Origin of the sequence: Pseudomonas pseudonitroreducens (assembly GCF_021603645.1) — a bacterium.
Classification (GTDB): Bacteria; Pseudomonadota; Gammaproteobacteria; order Pseudomonadales; family Pseudomonadaceae; genus Pseudomonas; species Pseudomonas pseudonitroreducens.
Genome location: NZ_BQHJ01000005.1, coordinates 326,602 through 343,782 on the forward strand (window position 1 = coordinate 326,602; position 17,181 = coordinate 343,782).

The 17,181-nt window shown below is 66.3% G+C and carries 17 protein-coding genes; 6 read left to right on the forward strand and 11 right to left on the reverse strand.

Annotation, left to right across the window (positions count from 1 at the left end; all coding sequences use genetic code 11):
* Positions 1 to 22 precede the first annotated feature (22 nt).
* The 6 genes from L6D89_RS14495 to L6D89_RS14520 form a co-directional block, all read right to left on the reverse strand.
* Positions 23 to 1,297, reverse strand: coding sequence for an aspartate aminotransferase family protein (locus L6D89_RS14495; RefSeq protein WP_236200215.1), 1,275 nt, complete (start codon positions 1,295 to 1,297; stop codon positions 23 to 25).
* Positions 1,290 to 2,606 carry an amino acid permease gene (locus L6D89_RS14500; RefSeq protein WP_236173390.1) on the reverse strand — a complete coding sequence of 439 codons (1,317 nt, stop codon included), beginning with the start codon at positions 2,604 to 2,606 and terminating at the stop codon, positions 1,290 to 1,292. Before L6D89_RS14500 ends, L6D89_RS14495 begins: the two co-directional genes overlap by 8 nt.
* Before the next feature lie 435 nt (positions 2,607 to 3,041).
* Positions 3,042 to 3,743: a YebC/PmpR family DNA-binding transcriptional regulator gene (locus L6D89_RS14505; protein WP_024764403.1), complete on the reverse strand. Its 702-nt coding sequence runs from the start codon at positions 3,741 to 3,743 to the stop codon at positions 3,042 to 3,044.
* Between the two features lie 87 nt (positions 3,744 to 3,830).
* Positions 3,831 to 4,256, reverse strand: coding sequence for a PaaI family thioesterase (locus tag L6D89_RS14510; protein ID WP_236200216.1), 426 nt, complete (start codon positions 4,254 to 4,256; stop codon positions 3,831 to 3,833).
* Positions 4,253 to 5,053 (reverse strand): RNA polymerase sigma factor, encoded by an 801-nt coding sequence (locus L6D89_RS14515; protein WP_236200217.1) that lies wholly within the window; start codon positions 5,051 to 5,053, stop codon positions 4,253 to 4,255. Before L6D89_RS14515 ends, L6D89_RS14510 begins: the two co-directional genes overlap by 4 nt.
* A gap of 179 nt (positions 5,054 to 5,232) precedes the next feature.
* On the reverse strand, positions 5,233 to 6,633 hold the full coding sequence (locus L6D89_RS14520; RefSeq protein ID WP_236200218.1) for an aminotransferase-like domain-containing protein: 1,401 nt from the start codon (positions 6,631 to 6,633) through the stop codon (positions 5,233 to 5,235).
* Between the two features lie 182 nt (positions 6,634 to 6,815).
* Between L6D89_RS14520 and L6D89_RS14525 the strand changes: the two genes are divergently transcribed.
* From L6D89_RS14525 to L6D89_RS14535, 3 genes are all read left to right on the forward strand, one after another.
* Positions 6,816 to 7,589, forward strand: coding sequence for a class II aldolase/adducin family protein (locus L6D89_RS14525; RefSeq protein WP_236173386.1), 774 nt, complete (start codon positions 6,816 to 6,818; stop codon positions 7,587 to 7,589).
* Positions 7,590 to 7,671: 82 nt separating this feature from the next.
* Positions 7,672 to 8,700, forward strand: a complete 1,029-nt coding sequence (locus L6D89_RS14530) for an ABC transporter substrate-binding protein (RefSeq protein ID WP_236173385.1) — start codon at positions 7,672 to 7,674, stop codon at positions 8,698 to 8,700.
* 724 nt (positions 8,701 to 9,424) lie between these two features.
* Positions 9,425 to 10,330 (forward strand): LysR substrate-binding domain-containing protein, encoded by a 906-nt coding sequence (locus L6D89_RS14535; RefSeq protein WP_236173384.1) that lies wholly within the window; start codon positions 9,425 to 9,427, stop codon positions 10,328 to 10,330.
* 37 nt (positions 10,331 to 10,367) lie between these two features.
* Here L6D89_RS14535 and L6D89_RS14540 read toward each other — a convergent pair whose 3' ends face one another.
* The 3 genes from L6D89_RS14540 to L6D89_RS14550 form a co-directional block, all read right to left on the reverse strand.
* The gene (locus L6D89_RS14540; protein WP_236200364.1) at positions 10,368 to 11,855 is read right to left on the reverse strand and encodes a DHA2 family efflux MFS transporter permease subunit; all 1,488 of its coding nucleotides are present in this window, start codon (positions 11,853 to 11,855) and stop codon (positions 10,368 to 10,370) included.
* 71 nt (positions 11,856 to 11,926) lie between these two features.
* A complete protein-coding gene (locus tag L6D89_RS14545; protein ID WP_236200219.1) occupies positions 11,927 to 13,054 on the reverse strand; it encodes an HlyD family secretion protein in 1,128 nt (375 codons plus the stop codon).
* Between the two features lie 11 nt (positions 13,055 to 13,065).
* Positions 13,066 to 13,554 (reverse strand): winged helix-turn-helix transcriptional regulator, encoded by a 489-nt coding sequence (locus tag L6D89_RS14550; protein ID WP_236200220.1) that lies wholly within the window; start codon positions 13,552 to 13,554, stop codon positions 13,066 to 13,068.
* Between the two features lie 207 nt (positions 13,555 to 13,761).
* Here L6D89_RS14550 and L6D89_RS14555 point away from each other — a divergent pair, with 207 nt between their 5' ends.
* From L6D89_RS14555 to L6D89_RS14565, 3 genes are all read left to right on the forward strand, one after another.
* Positions 13,762 to 14,112, forward strand: a complete 351-nt coding sequence (locus L6D89_RS14555) for a hypothetical protein (protein ID WP_236200221.1) — start codon at positions 13,762 to 13,764, stop codon at positions 14,110 to 14,112.
* A gap of 133 nt (positions 14,113 to 14,245) precedes the next feature.
* A complete protein-coding gene (locus L6D89_RS14560; RefSeq protein WP_236200365.1) occupies positions 14,246 to 15,529 on the forward strand; it encodes an OprD family porin in 1,284 nt (427 codons plus the stop codon).
* A gap of 311 nt (positions 15,530 to 15,840) precedes the next feature.
* Positions 15,841 to 16,485, forward strand: coding sequence for an alpha/beta hydrolase (locus L6D89_RS14565; protein WP_236173380.1), 645 nt, complete (start codon positions 15,841 to 15,843; stop codon positions 16,483 to 16,485).
* A 6-nt stretch (positions 16,486 to 16,491) separates the two neighbouring features.
* On the opposite strand, the gene L6D89_RS14570 is transcribed toward L6D89_RS14565, so the two are convergent.
* Both L6D89_RS14570 and L6D89_RS14575 read right to left on the reverse strand, forming a co-directional pair.
* A complete protein-coding gene (locus tag L6D89_RS14570; RefSeq protein WP_045208809.1) occupies positions 16,492 to 16,755 on the reverse strand; it encodes a hypothetical protein in 264 nt (87 codons plus the stop codon).
* Between the two features lie 38 nt (positions 16,756 to 16,793).
* Positions 16,794 to 17,171: a hypothetical protein gene (locus L6D89_RS14575; RefSeq protein WP_236200222.1), complete on the reverse strand. Its 378-nt coding sequence runs from the start codon at positions 17,169 to 17,171 to the stop codon at positions 16,794 to 16,796.
* Positions 17,172 to 17,181 lie beyond the last annotated feature (10 nt).

Here is a 17,181-nt window from a genome sequence, read left to right on the forward strand (position 1 = left end):
CATTCTCTCCATCGGTATGGCCTCAGAGCTCGCCCAGGACCTGGTCCAGGGCGTCGATGAAGTGCTCGCCGTGCTCGGCCTCGAACACCAGCGGCGGACGGATCTTGAGAATGTTGTCGGCGCCGCCGATCTTGCTGATCAGCACGCCGCGCTGGCGCATGGCATTGACGATGCGCCGCGCCTCGAGCCCGGCCGGCTCGCGGCTGGTGCGGTCGCGCACCAGTTCCACGGCGAAGAACAGGCCCTGGCCGCGTACGTCACCGATGATCGAGTGGCGCTCGGCGAGTCGATGCAGTTCGGCGCTGAGCAGCGCGCCCTGGCGCCGGGCGTTGCCCTGCAGGTCTTCCTCGGCGATCACATCGAGCACCGCCTGGCCGACGGCTGCGGCCACCGGTGAGCCGCCGAAGGTGTTGAAGTACATATTGCTGCGGCCGAAGGTTTCCACGCGCTCGCGGTTGGTCACCACGCCGGCCAGGGGGAAGCCATTGCCCATGGGTTTGCCGAGGGTGACGATGTCCGGCACCAGCGGGTGCGACTGATGCCCCCACATATGCTCGCCGGTGCGGGCGAAGCCCGATTGCACCTCGTCGGTGATCAGCAGGCCACCGGCCTCGCGCACCAGCTTCGCCACGCGCTCCAGGTAGCCGGCCGGCAGGCGCGGAATGCCTTCGTTGGCGAACAGGGTGTCGATCAGCATGGCGGCCAGGCCGACACCCGCCGCCTGCAGTTCGGCGATGGCTTCGGCGACCTTGGCCACGTAGCGCTCGGCGACCTGCTCGGGCGTGCCGTTGGCGTGATACAGGCAGGGGATCGGCACGGCCCGCGCATGGGCCGAGAATGACTCCGAGCTGGGCAGCGCGGTGGTGACCGCTGCCAGGCTGGTGGTGTTGCCGTGGTAGTTGTAGTCGCTGACGATCACACCCCGGTTGCCGGTGGCGAAGCGCGCCATGCGCAGGGCCAGCTCATTGGCCTCGCTGCCGGTGCAGGTGAACATCAGGCTGTCCAGGGGCTCGGCGAAGGTCGCGGTGAGGTTCTCGGCGTAACGCACCACGCGCTCGTTGAGGTAGCGGGTGTGGATGTTCAGCGTCGCCGCCTGCTCGGCCATGGCGGCCACCACTTTCGGGTGGCAGTGGCCGACGCAGGGCACGTTGTTGTAGCAGTCCAGGTAGCGCTTGCCGGCGGCGTCGATCAGCCAGACGCCTTCGCCCTTCACCAGTTCCAGCGGCTCGTCGTAGAACAGTGGCGAGGCATCGCCCATCACCTGGTGGCGGCGTTGCAACAGGGTCGGTTCAGACATTCTCGGCATTCTCCAGAGGCTTTTCTGCGCGGGCGGCGCGCAGCAGGTAGTTGAGGACCAGCGCGGCGACCACCAGGGCCAGGGCGCTGAGCATCGCCACTTCCAGCTGGAAGCAGGCGGCGATCACCACCAGTGTCAGCAGCATGCCGACGCTGGCGATCAGCGGGCCGCCACGCAGGCGGAACGGGCGGGCCAGGCCGGGCTGGCGGCGGTGCAGGCGCAGGTAGGCGGCGAACAGCACCAGGTGGCAGCTGCCCAGCAGCAGGACGATGCACAGCAGGAGTTTTTCCGGCGGCACCAGGGTCAGCGGCAGGCCGATCACGCTCAGCACCAGCAGCGCGACATAGGGCGCGCCACGACGGTTGGTGCGGGCCAGAGCAGCGGGGAAGAAGCCGTCGCGGGACAGGGCGAACAGCTGGCGGGAGGCGGAGAACACCACCGAGAAGAAGGTCGCCAGCAGGCCGCACACGGCGCCGGAGCCGACCAGCAGCGGCAGCCAGTCGCGCTCGCCGTAGAGTCCGCCGTGGGTCATGGCGGCGTACAGCGGGTCGCCCGCATTGCCGACCACTTCCACGCCGGCTGCGCCCGGCGCGCTGATCACCACGGTCAGCGCGGTCAGCAACAGGGTGCCGACAGCGGCGATGATCCCGCGCGGCATGTTGCGCCCCGGATCGGCTGCCTCTTCGGCGGCGGAGGCGACCTGCTCCAGGCAGATGAACATCCAGATGGCGAAGGGCACGCAGGCGAACACGCCGGCGACGCTCACGCCGGGCAGCGTGCTATCGGTGGTTGCCAGCAGGTTTTCCCAGTGCACGTGGGGCAGCATGGCGCCGCCGAAGGCCAGCAGGGCGATGGCCGCCACGGCGCCGGCGAGCAGGGTCAGGCCGAGGGCTTCACCGACACCGATGAGGTGGATACCGATGATCACCGCGAACAGGCCGATGCGCACCGGCCAGCCGCCGAAGCCGAATACCGACTCCATGTAGGCGGCGAGGAAGTTGGCCGCCGCGCCGGTGCCGATGGTCAGTGCCAGCGCGCACGCCGCCCCGACCAGGTAGCCGACGAAGGGCCCGAAGGCCAGCTGCGCATAGGCGAACACGCCGCCAGCGTGCGGCCGCGCCGTGGACAGTTCGCACACGCACAGCGCCAGGCCGCCGCAGAGCACGGCCATCAGCAGGGTAGCGATGAGCATATTGGCCCAGCCACTGCTGGCCAGGCCGTAGTTCCAGCCGGAGAACTGCCCGGCGACGACCAGTGAAATGCCGAGTCCGGCGATCTGGGGCCAGCGGAGTACGCCTTGTTTGAGCATGTTGAGTGTCCCTTGCCTGTGAGTGATGAGGGGGGGAGCGGCAGTCAGCCGCGTGCGCCGGAGCGCAGCGGGCAAGGGAGGGCGCCGGCGATTGCCGACGGTCGGATGCGTGAAGTCATGGAGCGGCCCTTCTTGTTGTTTTATGGGGTATGCACGCGCACGCCGTCAGGTACGGCGGGCAGGGAGAAGGTACGAAGGGCGCGGGATGGGCGATATCAGAAATGCGCAAAGACGCAAGGCGGGGATTTTCGCGGGAGAAGGCAGAGGGGAGCCAGGCGGCTCTGATGGAGGCGGAAACTTGCAGGAGTAAGCTTGCTCGCGCACAGCATGCGCATGATGCGTCAGGTGCGAGGCAGGTTCGCGAGCAAGCTCGCTCCTATGAAGAGCCGGTCGTGCCGGTTCCTGAAGGGGCGAGCTTGCTCGCTGGCAGCGATATCAGGCCAGACCGACGTAGAGGTTCTGTACGTCGTCGTTGCCGTCCAGCGCATCGAGGAAGGCTTCGACTTCCTCCAGTTCCGCGCCGGACAGGCTCACCGGGTTCTTCGCCTTGTAGCCGAGCTTGGCCGAGGCAACGGTGAAGCCGTGCTCGGGCAGGGCGCGGCAAACGGCGTCAAGGTCGGTGGAGTCGGTGAGGAACAGGGTGTCGCCGTCTTCCTCGCCCGGCTCGAAGTCCTGGGCGCCGGCTTCGATGGCGGCCAGTTCCGGGTCGGCGTCAGCGCTGGCCGGGGTGGCTTCGACCAGACCCAGGTAATCGAAGTCCCAGGCTACCGAGCCGGATGCGCCCAGCTGGCCCTTGCGGAACAGCACGCGGATTTCCGCGATGGTGCGGTTCACGTTATCGGTCAGGCACTCGACGATCACCGGTACGCGGTGCGGGGCGAAGCCTTCGTAGACCACGCGCTCGAAGGTGGCGGCGCCGTCCAGCAGGCCGGCGCCCTTCTTGATCGCACGCTCCAGGGTGTCGCGGGGCATCGAGGCTTTCTTGGCCTGCTCGACGACCAGGCGCAATTTCGGATTCATGTCCGGGTCGGCGCCGTTACGCGCGGCGATCATGATTTCCTTCGACAGTTTGCCGAACACGCGGCCTTTGGCGTTGGCGGCGACTTCTTTATGTTTGGCTTTCCACTGGGCGCCCATAGTGATCTCTTGCTGGCGGTTGCTGATGGGCTGCAAGTCTAAGGCCTCGCGCGGGCTCTGGCGATATTTGCGGCGATATCCGGCGGTTCAGCGCTGCGCCGGCACGGCGAACACAGCGCTGGCCTGGGCCACCACCTTGTCGCCCACCGACAGCAGGGCATTGGCGAACGCCATCTGCCGGCCGCGGCGGCTGTGCAGCAGGCGGATGCTCAGCCAGTCGCCGACCTGCGCGCTGGAGACGTAGTCCAGGGTCAGGCTGGCGGTGACCAGCGGCTGCGGCGGCTGGCTGGCGAAAGCCATGGCGTAGCCCATGCCGATGTCGGCCAGGGTGGCGAGGATGCCGCCGTGTACGCCGCCGCGGCTGTTGGTGTGGCGCTCGTCCAGCAGCAGGCCGAGCTCCAGCGATTCGCCTTCACCACGCACCAGGAATGGACCGAGCAGGTCGAGCAGCGGGTTGCGCCGTTGCAGCGGCTGGAAACCCTCGGGATAGCCCAGATCGGCGAAAGCGTTCATTGCCAGCCTCCGGTGTGCTGCTGCAGCACGGCGCGGACGGTTTCGATCACCCGTTGCGGCACCTGGTAATCCGGGTGCGCGCGGAACACCGCCGCCGCGTCGGCCAGGCGGGTGAGGGCAAGCAACTCGCTTTCGGCCTTGCGCGTGTCGCTGGCTCCGGGTGGCAGGGCCAGCGCCTGGCGCTGGCAGGAGCAGGGCGCCTGGGGATTCACCAGGGCGCAATGCTGTTGCATGAACTCATCCAGCCGCTGGCGCGCTCGCGACAGGCGCTTGCGGTAGGTCGCCGGTTCGACCTCCAGCACGGCGGCGGCGGTTTCCGAATCCAGGCCGAAGGCGATGTCGAGGACGTAGGCCAGGCGCTGATCGCGCTCCAGGCACATCAGCATGCCCTGGGTGCAGGCCAGGGCGATGCGTTCGGCGACCAGCTTGTCCGCCGGCTCCAGCGGACGATCATTGGCCTCGGCCAGGCGCAGGCCAAGGTCGAGCTTTTCGGCCAGGGCTTCCAGCGACACGGTGGGCGTCTCGCGGACCTTGGTGCGCGCGGTCAGCAGCGCATTGCTGGCAATGCGGAAGGCCCAGGTGGAGAACTGGCTGTCGCCGCGGAAACTGGCGAGGTGGGTGGTGATGCGCAGGAGGATTTCCTGGCTGGCGTCCTGGGCGTCTTCACGGCGGCCGAGCATGCGCAGGGCGAGGTTGTAGACCGGTGCCTGCAAGGCCAGCAGCAAAGCGTCGAGTGCGGCGGGTTCGCCCTGCTGGGCGCGTTGCAGTTGTTCGTTGTCGATGGCTGGGAATTTCACGGTGTCCTCCTGACGTGGCCGGGGAAATTCCGGCTGTTCTTCCTTGGACTCGGCACTCACGAACTTTGTGACCGCTAGGCCGAAAGAGCGGCTCGGTAGTTTGGCTAGGAGCGAGCTTGCTCGCGAACGGGCTCTCCCGGAAGCTCCGGGCCCTGGGCGGTTCGCGAGCGAGCTCGCTCCTACACGGGGGCATCTCCTTGAGCGGAGAGGAAGCTGTACAGCCGCTCATCCAATGAATGCGCCACGTTGAAGCGCATCCACGGCACGCTGCGGCCATCGGGCATGAACAGCTGGCCGGGGAACAGCAGGATCTTCGCCTCCTTGGCGCGCCCGGCGAGCAGCGTGGCGTCGTCCACAGCGCCATGTCGGGCCCAGAGGAACAGCCCGGCGCGCGGTTCGTGGAAGATTTCCAGACCGGCTGCCTCCAGGCGCCGCGCCACGCTGTCGTGGGCTTCGCCGAGTTGGTCGCGCAGCTGGCGCACATGCTTGCGATGGCGGCCCTGCAGGAGGATATCCAGGGCCAGGGTTTCGGTGAGTTCGGAACTGGTCAGTCCGCTGACCATCTTCAAGGGCACCAGCTCTTCGATCAACTCCGGGTGGGCGGCAATAAAGCCGGTGCGCAGCGCCGGGGCGATGACCTTGGACAGGCTGCCGATGTAGATCACCCGTGCCAGCTGGTCGAGGTTGGCCAGCAGCAGTTGGCCGGCGGGGTCGAGCTCGGCATAGATGTCGTTCTCGACGATGAGGAAATCGTACTTCTCCGCCAGTTGCAGCAGGCGGTGCGCGGCAGCCAGCGACAGGCTGCCGCCGGTGGGGCTCTGCAGCCGCGCCTGGGTGAAGTAGACCTTGGGCCGGTGCTCGCGGGCCAGTTGCTCCAGGCGGTCGAGGTCCAGCCCGTCGGCGCTGCGCGGCACGCCGAGCAGTTGCGCGCCCTGCAGGCGCAGGTTGAGGAACAGGTTGTGGTAGCCGGGTTCGTCCACCAGCACCGGGTCGCCGCGTTGCACCAGGTAGCGCACGCTGAGGTCCAGCGCCTGGCTGGCGCCGGCGGTCAGCAGGATCTGCTCCGGGCTGGCGGCCACGCCGGCGTCGCCCAGGCGGTCGGCCAGCTTGCCGCGCAGTTTGAGGTTGCCCTTGCTGTGGCCGTAGTTGCCGAACTGTGTCGGCTCTTCCCGGGCCAGGCTGCGCAAGCCGCGCTGCAAGCCTTCGCCGTCGAGCCAGTGCTCCGGCAGCAGGCCGACACCGGGGCGGATCTCCATGCCCAGCGGCTGGAAGACCTTGTGCAGCAGCAGGTGCGCGTCGAAGTCGAACTCGGTGGGCGTTTCATCGCTGCTGCTCTCGTCCACGGCTGGCCCGCGAACGTAGAAGCCGGCGTTGGGCACGGCGTTCAGGCAGCCGCGCGCCACCAGCCGGTCGTAGGCCTCGACCACGGTGAAATGGCTGACGCCATTGGCCTGGGCGAACTTGCGGATCGAGGGCAGCTTGGCGCCGGGGCGCAGGCGCTGCTCGTCGATGGCCTGGGCAATGCCATCGACGATCTGGGTGACCAGGGGAATGTCCGAGGTGGGGTCGAGCAACAGCATCCAAAGGTCCGATTCTTGTGTGGGTGGGCGGTGGGGCAATCTGTACAGGTCGCCAGACCATAACAGCACTGCAGAATCTGCGTTGTCCCTGTGCATGGCGCGGGCCGGGCGTGCCCAGCACACTCGCTCCCAGACGGCGGCAATACGCCGCACAGCCTGAATAAGAACAAGGACCGCCTGTCATGCGTGACACAGCTTACAACATCGACCCATCGAGCATTTCCGCCGAAGAGTGGCAGGCCCGCTGCGACCTCGCCGCGCTGTACCGGCTGATCGCGCACTTCCGCTGGACCGATCACATCGACACCCACATCTCCGCGCGGGTACCGGGCGAGCCGGGCCACTACCTGATCAACCGCTACGGCGTGCTGTTCCACGAAATGCGCGCCTCCGACCTGGTGAAGGTCGACCACGCGGGCGACGTCATCGACCCGCGCTTCGGGCCGAAAAGCGTCAATCGTGCCGGCTTCAACATCCATTCCGCGGTGCATGCCGCCCGCGAGGACGTGGCCTGCGTGATCCATACCCACACCGCCGCCGGCATTGCGGTGTCCGCCCAGGAAGACGGCCTGCTGCCGATCAGCCAGCACGCGCTGAAGTTCTACAACCGCCTGGGCTACCACGACTACGAAGGCATCGCCCTGGACCCGGACGAGCGCTCGCGCCTGGTCAACGACCTCGGCAGCCACATGGTGATGATCCTGCGCAACCATGGCCTGCTGGCCACTGGGCGCTGCATCGCCGAAGCCTTCAACCAGATCTACTTCCTCGAACGCGCCTGCCAGGCGCAGGTCCAGGCCCTGGCCGGCGGCCGCCAGCTGCGTTACCCGGCACCCGCGGTCTGCGAACGCGTTGCCGTGCAGGAAGAAGAAGCGCTGACCGACGGCCTGCACCTGCTGGCCTGGGAATCGGCGCTGCGCCTGATCGAGGATGGCGAGGCCGTCTACCGCAGCTGACCCTGATATCGTGCCCCGGTCCGCAGAGACCGGGCGCCTGCGTGCTTGAACCATCTGCCAACAACAAAGCCAAGAGGTGGAAATGAAAAACCCGATTCTGGGAGCCCTGCTCATGGGCGTGGCGTCCGGCGCCATGGCTGCTGACCTGACCGTGATCTCCTTTGGAGGCACCAGCAAGGACGTGCAGACCGAAGCCTTCTATAAACCCTTCGAGAAGAAGGAAGGCATGAAGGTGATCGCCGGCGAGTACAACGGCGAAATGGGCAAGATCAAGGCCATGGTCGACACCGGCAGCGTCAACTGGGACGTCGTCCAGGTGGAAGGCCCCGAACTGCTGCGCGGTTGCGAGGACGGCCTGTTCGAACCGCTCGACCCGGCCATTCTCGGTAAGGCCGAGAACTACGTGCCCGGGACCATCTCCGACTGCGGCGCCGGCCTGCTGGTCTGGTCGATGGCCATGGTCTACGACGGCAAGCGCTTCGCCAACGGCCCGACCGGCTGGACCGACTTCTGGGATACCAAGAAATTCCCCGGCAAGCGCTCGCTGCGCAAGGGCGCCAAGTACACCCTGGAGATCGCCCTGCTGGCCGACGGCGTGAAGAAGGAAGACCTGTACAAGGTGCTGGCGACCAAAGAGGGCGTGGACCGCGCGTTCAGGAAGCTCGATGAGATCAAACCGTCGATCCAGTGGTGGGAGTCCGGCGCGCAGCCGATGCAGTTCATTGCCAGCGGTGACGTGGCCATGAGCACCGCCTACAACGGCCGCGCCTTCGCCGCCCAGGAAGAGGGCGCGCCGATGAAGGTGGTGTGGAACGGCAGCCTGTATGCCATCGACTCCTGGGCGATCCCCAAGGGCAGCCCGAACAAAAAGGCCGCCGAGGACTTCATCGCCTTCTCGCTCCAGCCCGAGCAGCAGAAGATCCATACCGTGAAGCTGGGCTACGGCTCGGTGAACCTGGGGACCACGAAGCTGCTCGATCCGAAGCTGGTGGAGCGCCTGAACACGGCACCGGCCAACCTCGAACAGGCAGTGCCGGTGAACTTCGAGTTCTGGGTGGACCACGGCGAGGATCTGGAACAGCGCTTCAACGCCTGGGCGGCGAAGGGCTGATCGGTATCGCCTGCATGACCGGTTCATGAGTGCGGGAATCCGCTCCGTCGATGGCGTTGGCCGCGTAGGAGCGGACTCCGTCCGCGAACTGTTCACTCCGCTCCCGCCAATCAGGGAGGCCGCCCTACGCTCCGGCACAGCGCCAAGGTATCACCTGTAGGAGCGAGCCTGCTCGCGAACAGGCTCCGTGCCGTGCGGTTCGCGAGCAAGCTCGCTCCTACGAAAAGCCGGAACGTGCGGTGAGTTGTACGTAGGAGCGGACTCCGTCCGCGAACTGTTCACTCCGCTCCCGTCAATCAGGGAGGCCGCCATACGCTACGGCACAGCGCCAAGGCATCACCTGTAGGAGCGAGCTTGCTCGCGAACCGACTCCGTGCCGTCGTGCCGTGCGGTTCGCGAGCAAGCTCGCTCCTACAGAAAGCCCGAACGTGCGGTGAATGGTGTGTAGGAGCAACTGTCTTCTCTGGAGAGTCCGTCGCGGCGTCTTCCCCCTCTCCCCTTGGGAGAAGGCTAGGGTGAGGGATGGCCCAAGCGCAGAGGGTTTTCGCAGGAGCGGACTCCTTCCGCGATTGACGCGGCGCCGCTCCGGATAAACAGGCAGCGAGGCCAGCCCATCGCGGACGGAGTCCGCTCCTACGCGAGGGGTACGCCGGGGTTGGTCTGGGAGCGCGTCTGATACGGTAAGATCCGGCGCTTTCCCAGCGTTCCATGCGGAGAACGATCCATGGAAGACCTCAACACCCTCTATTACTTCACCCAGGTGGTGGAGCAGGGTGGTTTCGCCGCTGCCGGCCGTGCGCTGGACATCCCCAAGTCCAAGCTCAGCCGGCGCATCGCTCAGCTGGAAGAACGCCTCGGCGTGCGCCTGCTGCATCGCACCAGCCGGCACTGTTCACTGACCGAAATCGGCCAGGAGTACTACCAGCGCTGCGTGGCCATGCGCATCGAGGCGGAAGGCGCTTCCGAGGTGATCGAACGCAATCGCAGCGAGCCGCGCGGGCTGGTGCGACTGGCCTGCCCGACGACGCTGCTCAATTCCTGGGTCGGGCCGATGCTCACCCGCTACCTGCTCAAGTACCCGCTGGTGGAACTGTTCATCGAGAGCACCAACCGCCGTGTCGACCTGCTCCACGAGGGTTTCGACATCGCCCTGCGGGTGCGCTTCCCGCCGCTGGAGAACACCGACATGGTGATGAAGGTGCTGGGCAACAGCACCCAGTGCCTGGTGGGGCGCCCGGACCTGCTCGAGCGCCTGGCCGGCGACAGCTCGCCCATGGGCCTGGGGCAACTGCCCAGCCTGCACTGGGGCAGCATGCAGCGCGAGTACCAGTGGGAGCTGTTCAACGAGGAAGGCGAGCGCCTGCTGATCGCGCACAAGCCGCGCATGGTGACCGACGACCTGCTGGCCCTGCGCAATGCCGTGATCGCCGGTGTCGGCGTCGCCCATGTGCCGCGCGTGGCGGTGCGCGAGGACCTGGCGGCCGGGACGCTGGTGGAGATGCTGCCGGGCTGGTGGCCCAAGTGCGGCATCGTCCACGCGATCTTCCCCTCGCGCCGCGGGCTGCTGCCGTCGGTGCGCACGCTGATCGACTTCCTTGCCGAGGAGTTCATCCAGAGCGACATGGCCTGATGCCGCACGCCGGTCGGCGCACCGGCATCGCCGGCGCTCAGTGACTGTCCGCGCTGGGCTGCGCCGGCGGGGCGATCTTGCGCATCAGTGGCACCAGCAGCAGGGTCACCGCGAAGCACGCACCGACCAGCAGGAAGGCGTCGGCGAAGGTCAGTGTCTGCGCCTCACGCCAGGTCAGCTCCCACAGGTGCTTGAGCGCCTGCTGCGACGGCTCTCCGTTGATCTCCAGCGACGGCGCCAGCCAGTGATTGAGCGCTTCGTTACTGCTGTTCAGGTGTTCCGCCAGGCGCAGGAAGTGCAGATTGGCGCGGTCGTTGAGTACCGTGGCGCAGGCGGCGATGCCGATGGCGCCGCCGAGGTTGCGCATCAGGTTGAACAGCCCGGAGGCGAGCTTCAGGCGTTCCGGCGGCAGCGAGCCCAGAGCCAGCGTCACCGTGGGGGCGACGCAGAACTGCTGGGCCATGCCGCGCAGGGCCTGCGGGAACATCAGCTGCGCGGCGCCCCAGTCGTGGGTCAGCGGGGCGAACTCAAGCATCGACAGGGTGAACATCAGCATGCCCAGCAACAGGATCCAGCGCAGGTCGAAGCGCCGCGCCAGGGCGGCGTAGAGCGGGATGCTCATGATCTGGAAAATGCCCGTGGAGAACACCGCCAGGCCGATGTCCAGCGCGCCGTAGCCACGCACCCGGCCGAGGAACAGCGGGGTCAGGTAGATGGTGGCGAAGATGCCGATGCCGGTGACGAAGCTGAACAGGCAGCCGAGGGCGAAGTTGCGCTCCTTCAGGGCGCGCAGGTCGACGATGGGGTGCGCGGCAGTGAGGCTGCGGTAGATGAACGCGACGCCGCACAGCGCGGAAATCCACGCGGTGGCGACGATGGTGTCATCGCTGAACCAGTTCCAGCGCGGGCCTTCCTCCATGGTGTATTCCAGGCAGCCGAGAAACAGCGCCATCAGCAGGATCGCCGGATAGTCGGCGCCCTTGAGCAGCGACAGGTCGGGCTTGTCGATGCGCACCATGATCGGAACCACGATGGCGACGAACAGCCCCGGCACCAGGTTGATGTAGAACAGCCAGGGCCAGGAGGAAATGTCGGTGATCCAGCCGCCTACCACCGGGCCGAGGGTCGGTGCCAGTGAGGCGATAGCGCCGATGGTGGCAGCGACTATCACCCGCTGTTTGCCGTCGAAGTAGAGAAAGCCGGTGGTGAACACCATGGGAATCATCGAGCCGCCGAGAAAGCCCTGCAGCGCGCGGAAGGCGATCATGCTCTGGATGTTCCAGGCCATGGCGCAGAGCAGGCTGGTGAGGGTGAAGCCCAGCGCCGAGGCGGCGAACAGCCAGCGCGTGGACAGCACCTTGGACAACCAGCCGGAGAGCGGGATGACGATGATCTCGGCGATCAGGTAGCTGGTCTGTACCCAGGCCAGTTCATCGGCGCCGGCCGAGAGTCCACCGCCGATGTCGCGCAGCGAGGCGGAGACGATCTGGATGTCCAGCAGCGCGATGAACATCCCCAGGCACATGCAGGCGAAGGAAATCACCTTGCGCCCGGTGGCAAGACTTTCCACCGGGACCACCTCGTTGCTCCAGAAATTCACGGCCGGAGGCTCTGGGCGACGCGCGGGTCGGCAGCGCCATGCTCATGGCTGCGGGTGTCCACTTCCACCAGTACGGAAAGGCCCGGACGCAGGTTGCCGAGACGACCGTCGGCGTCGTCCAGCTGCACGCGCACTGGCACGCGCTGGACGATCTTGGTGAAGTTGCCGGTGGCGTTCTCCGGCGGCAGGATGCTGAACTGCGCACCGGTGGCCGGGGCGAGGCTGTCCAAATGACCGTGGAAGACCTTGCCCGGCAGGATGTCGGCGGCGATGGTCACTGCCTGGCCAGGCTGCATGCGCGCCAGTTGATCCTCCTTGAAATTGGCGTCCACCCACAGTCCCTGTGCGGGGACCACGGCGAGCAACTGGGTGCCGGCGGCGACATAGCTGCCGACTCGCGCGCGGCGGTTGCCGATGTAGCCGTCCACCGGAGCGCGCAGCTCGGTGTAGCCGAGGTCCAGGCGCGCCAGGTCGCGGGCAGCCATGGCCTGCTCCAGCGCGGCCTGGGCCTGCAGCCGCTGGCTGTGGATCACGTCCAGCTGGCGGCGCGCGGCGAGCAGGCTGGCGTGGGCCTTGTCGCTGTTGGCGCGGGCGGATTTGAAGCTGGCGTCGGCGCGCTGCGCGGCTTCCACCGACACGGCATTGGTGCGCACCAGGGTGGCGTAGCGGTGCTGGTCGTCGCGGGTGCGCACTTCTTCGGCAGCCGCCGCGTCGATCTCCGCCTGACTCTGGCGAATCAGCGCTTCCTGCAGCGAGGCCTGGGCATCGACATTGGTCAGCGCCGCCTCCTCGGCATGCACCGCGCCGTCCGCCTTGGCCAGCGCGGCGCGGTAATCGCGATCATCGATGCGGGCGAGCAGGTCGCCGGCATGCACCAGCTGGTTGTCGTTCACCTTCAGCTCGGCGATATAGCCGGCCACCCGCGGGCTGATCACCGTCACGTCACCACCGACGTAGGCATCGTCGGTCTTCTCCAGGAAGCGACCGTCGAGCCACCAGTGCCCGGCGTATGCGCCCGCGCCGAGGATGGCTGCCGCGGCGACAGCGAGCTTGAGGGCCTTGCGCGACTTCGGCTTCGCCGTGTCGACGGCTGGCGTGGCGGGAATGGTGACGGGCTGGTTCATGGCGGCCTCGCTCAGGCGTGATCGGCTTGGGAAACGGTTTGCGGGAAGACGGGGACGAGCTGGTCGCCCTCGCGGCGATGGATCTGGTGGTGCGCACCGATGGCTTCGCCGCTGTCGGCGTCCACCAGGGCGATGCGCACGGGTTGGCCCGTGCGGGTGTCGACCAGCGCGGCGGCAGTGGCCATGGCGGCATGGCGCTGGCCCCACTGCAGCAGGGTCAGCAGTACCGGGCGCAGGTCGCGGCCGCGATCGGTGAGCAGGTATTCGAAGCGCGGTGGATGGTCGTGGTACTGGCGGCGCTGCAGCAGGCCGCTGTCCACCAGTGCGCGCAGGCGCCGGGTCAGTACGTTGCTGGCGATGCCCAATTGTGCGTGGAACTGGTCGAAGCGGGTGGAGCCGTAGAAGGCTTCGCGCAGGATCAGTACGTTCCAGCTATCGCCGATCAGGTCCAGCGCCTGGGCCACCGGGCAGGGCAGGTTTTCGAAGCTGGATCGGCGCATGGTGACCTCTCTTTACATGAATATCATCATCTAATGAGTCCGCCTGGCTACGGGCCTGGCAGGGCAGCAGGCGAACGGCGGCTTGAAAGATTATGGTTGTAATCTAATGGGGTCGCTTGCTTTGCGCAAGTGACTCATCGAAGGGGAAACGGACGTGGAGATGAGCGGTATGCCGAGGCGCTATGACCACCACGGAAAAGTTGCCCAATGCTGCAGAAGTTGTACGAAGAAGTTCTGCGAAGTTGTCTTGAAACTGTCTTTGCAAGAGCAGGAAGTTGGCCGAAAGAATTATCCGGAAATAGCCTGGAAGGTGTGTTCGATAACTTTCCAGCAGGCAAAAAAAGGCCGCCTGGGGAGGCGGCCAAACCAAAGGATGATGAAGTGGAGCAATCCTCCGGACGCTCTGGAGCGGGCATCCGGGACTCATGTTCTTCATCGGGGCGCAAGCTTAATGGCGCTAGCGACAAATGCTTAATCATTCGTTTCGATATCGACTATCGACAAGGCTGGTTGGAGGGCAAAGCAGCGGATTGTTATTTCTTCGCTCGCTCTGCCTAGGGCAGGGAAACATAAGAAAGTTGTGCAGTACCCAATCGATACACCTGCCAAGACAAGTCCAAAAAAGGGGTAGCAGATGTCCGCGTTCCGACTCACCTTGCTCGGCGCGTGCCTGGGGGCAACCGCCGCCGGCATGCCGTTTCAACTGGCCCATGCGGCCGTGGTTGCCGACCAGTCCGAAGCCACCGGCTTCATCGAAGGCAGCACGGCTTCGCTGCTGATGCGCAACTACTACTACAACAGTGACCACAAGTCCGGGGACCGTGACCGCAAGGACTGGACCCAGGGCTTCACGCTGAACTACAGCTCAGGCTTCACCCAGGGTACCGTCGGTTTTGGTGTCGAGGCCTTCGGCAACTGGGGTATCCGCCTGGATGGCGGCGCCGGCACCTCCGGGACCGGCAACCTGCCGGTGCGCGAGAATGACTCGCCGGAAAGCCAGTACGGGCGTGCCGGCGGTGCGGTGAAATGGCGCGTCTCGAAGACCGAGCTGCGCTGGGGCGACCTGCAGCCCACCGCGCCGGTGTTCGCCGCCGGCGGCACGCGCCTGTTCCCGCAGACGGCCACCGGCTTCAACGTGCTCAGCAGCGAGATCGAGGGCCTGGACCTCGACGGCGGTCACTTCACCGGCGGCAACGGCCCGGTGACCACCAACGGTGACCATGGCATCTGGGCTTCCTATGCCAACGTCGAGGCCAGCAGCATCGACTACGTCGGCGGCAAGTACGCGGTCAACGACGCGCTGAACTTCTCGCTCTACGCCTCCAGGCTGGAGGACGTGTGGCGCCAGTACTACGGCAACGCCAACTACACGCTGCCGCTGGCGGACGACCAGTCGCTGAACTTCGATTTCAATATCTACCGCACCAACGACGACGGCAGCGCCAAGGCCGGCGAGATCAGCAACACCACCTGGTCCGCCGCCGCTGCGTACACCTTCCTCACCGCCCACACGCTGACGCTGGCCTACCAGAAGGTGCATGGCGATACGCCGTTCGACTACGTAGCGTTCGGCGTCAACGGCCCCGGCGACACCGGCGACTCGATCTTCCTCGCCAACTCCATCCAGTACTCGGACTTCAACGGCCCGGAAGAGAAGTCCTGGCAGTTGCGCTATGACCTGGCGATGGCCACCTACGGCATTCCCGGCCTGAGCTTCATGGCCCGCTACGTCAACGGCCACGGCATCGACGGCACGAAGATGGCTGCCGACAGCCAGTACCGCGGCTATGGCTATGGTGAGGATGGCAAGCACCACGAGACCAACCTGGAGGCCAGGTACGTGGTGCAGTCCGGGCCGGCGAAGGACCTGTCCTTGCGCCTGCGTGAGGCGATCCACCGGGGTAATGCCGACCAGGTGGAAGGCGACGTCAACGAGTTCCGCCTGATCGTCGACTATCCGCTGTCGATCCTGTAACGCCAGTGCAGCACCTTGCTGGGTGCTGCCCTGGGGGCTCTTCGTAGGAGCGAGCTTGCTCGCGAATGGATTACCCGGCCGCTCCAGCGTCAAGCGGTTCGCGAGCAAGCTCGCTCCTACAGGGCCTGACGTATTCCCGGTTCGCAGAGCGCATAACGCGCCAGCGTTATCCGCCGTTAGTTGGCTGGCGGCGGATAACCTGTTCCAGGTTATGCGCCCTACGAGTGCGGTCCACTGCAAGGCTGTGGTGCTGAAGGGAGCGGGCGGGGCGCTACAATCGGCGCTCCGTTTCCGTTCCGCGAGAAGAGTCGATGTCCGAAGAAGAGCGCCGCACACAACTGATCGATGGCCCGGTGGGCAAGCTGCAACTGCTGATCGACCGGCCGGGTGTGCCGCCGCAAGGTGTCGCGCTGATCAGCCATCCGCAGCCGCTGCTGGGCGGCAGCCCGCGACATCGCGTGCCGCTGACCCTGTCGCGCAAGCTCTGCGCAGCCGGTTGGCTGACCGTGCGGCCGAGCTTCCGTGGCGTGGATGGCAGTGAAGGCGAGTACGCCGAAGGCATCGGCGAGGCGCAGGACATGCTGGCGGTGATCGAGCATCTGCGTAGCGAGTATCCCGGCCTGCCGTTGGCGCTGGTGGGCTTTTCCTTCGGCGCTTATGTGTTCGCCCGCGTTGCCAGCGAGCTGTCACCCGCGGCGCAAGCGCTAGTGCTGATGGGTTTGCCGGTGGGAACGGTCCCCGGCGGCCGCGACTACGAAGCACAGGCGGTGCCCGCCAGTTGCCTGCTGCTGCACGGTGAGGCGGACGAAATGGCGCCGCTGGCCAACCTGCTGGACTGGGCGCGGCCGCAGCAGCGCGAAGTGCTGCTCTATACCGGCGCCGATCACTTCTTCAAGGGCTGCCTGGAGCAGGCGGTGGAGAGGGTGATCCAGCACCTGCAGGGCGCGCTGTCCTAGGCAGGTTCAGAGGTCCTTCTTGATCTCCTTGTCCAGGTGCTTGTCTTCCTTGTGACGTTCCTTGTCGAGGTGGTCATCGGTCTTTTCCACCTCGTGCTTGTCGTGCTGGTAGCCCTTGTCGATTTCCTTGGCGTCGTGGTCGACGCCCTTGTCGATATCGCGATGCAGGTCGCGGACGTCCTTGGCGACATCGCCCTCGGCGTGGACGTACCCGGCCGAAGCGCCCAGGAGCAGGACGCAGGCGGCAAGCGTGAGCGTGACAGGTTGCATGCTGGCGGCCTCCAGGGCTGACAGGGGAAGCAGCAAGTCTAGTTCCTGACGGCGCGAGCGCTGTTCTCCGTGCGCAGCGCGTGCAGCGTCCACAGGCCGCCGCAGAAGTCCACGGCGCCGAACAGCACCACTATCGGTTCGCACAATTGCAGCAGGGCAAAGGCGGCGAAGCTGGCCAGCACCAGCGCGCGGGTATACACCGAGGCGAGAAACAGCGGCCGCGATTCGCTGCGCGCGGCGGCGAGGTAGTAGACGCCGATGTTGAACGCCAGCACGCCGACGATCCGTATCCACACCTCCGACGTGGCAGCGATGTGGAACAGGCCGAGCAGCAGGTTGGGCATCAGCATCAGCGCCAGGCCCAGCAGCATCAGGTAGCAGCCGAACCAGTTGAGGGTAAGGGCGGGGCTGGACATCGTTCAGGTT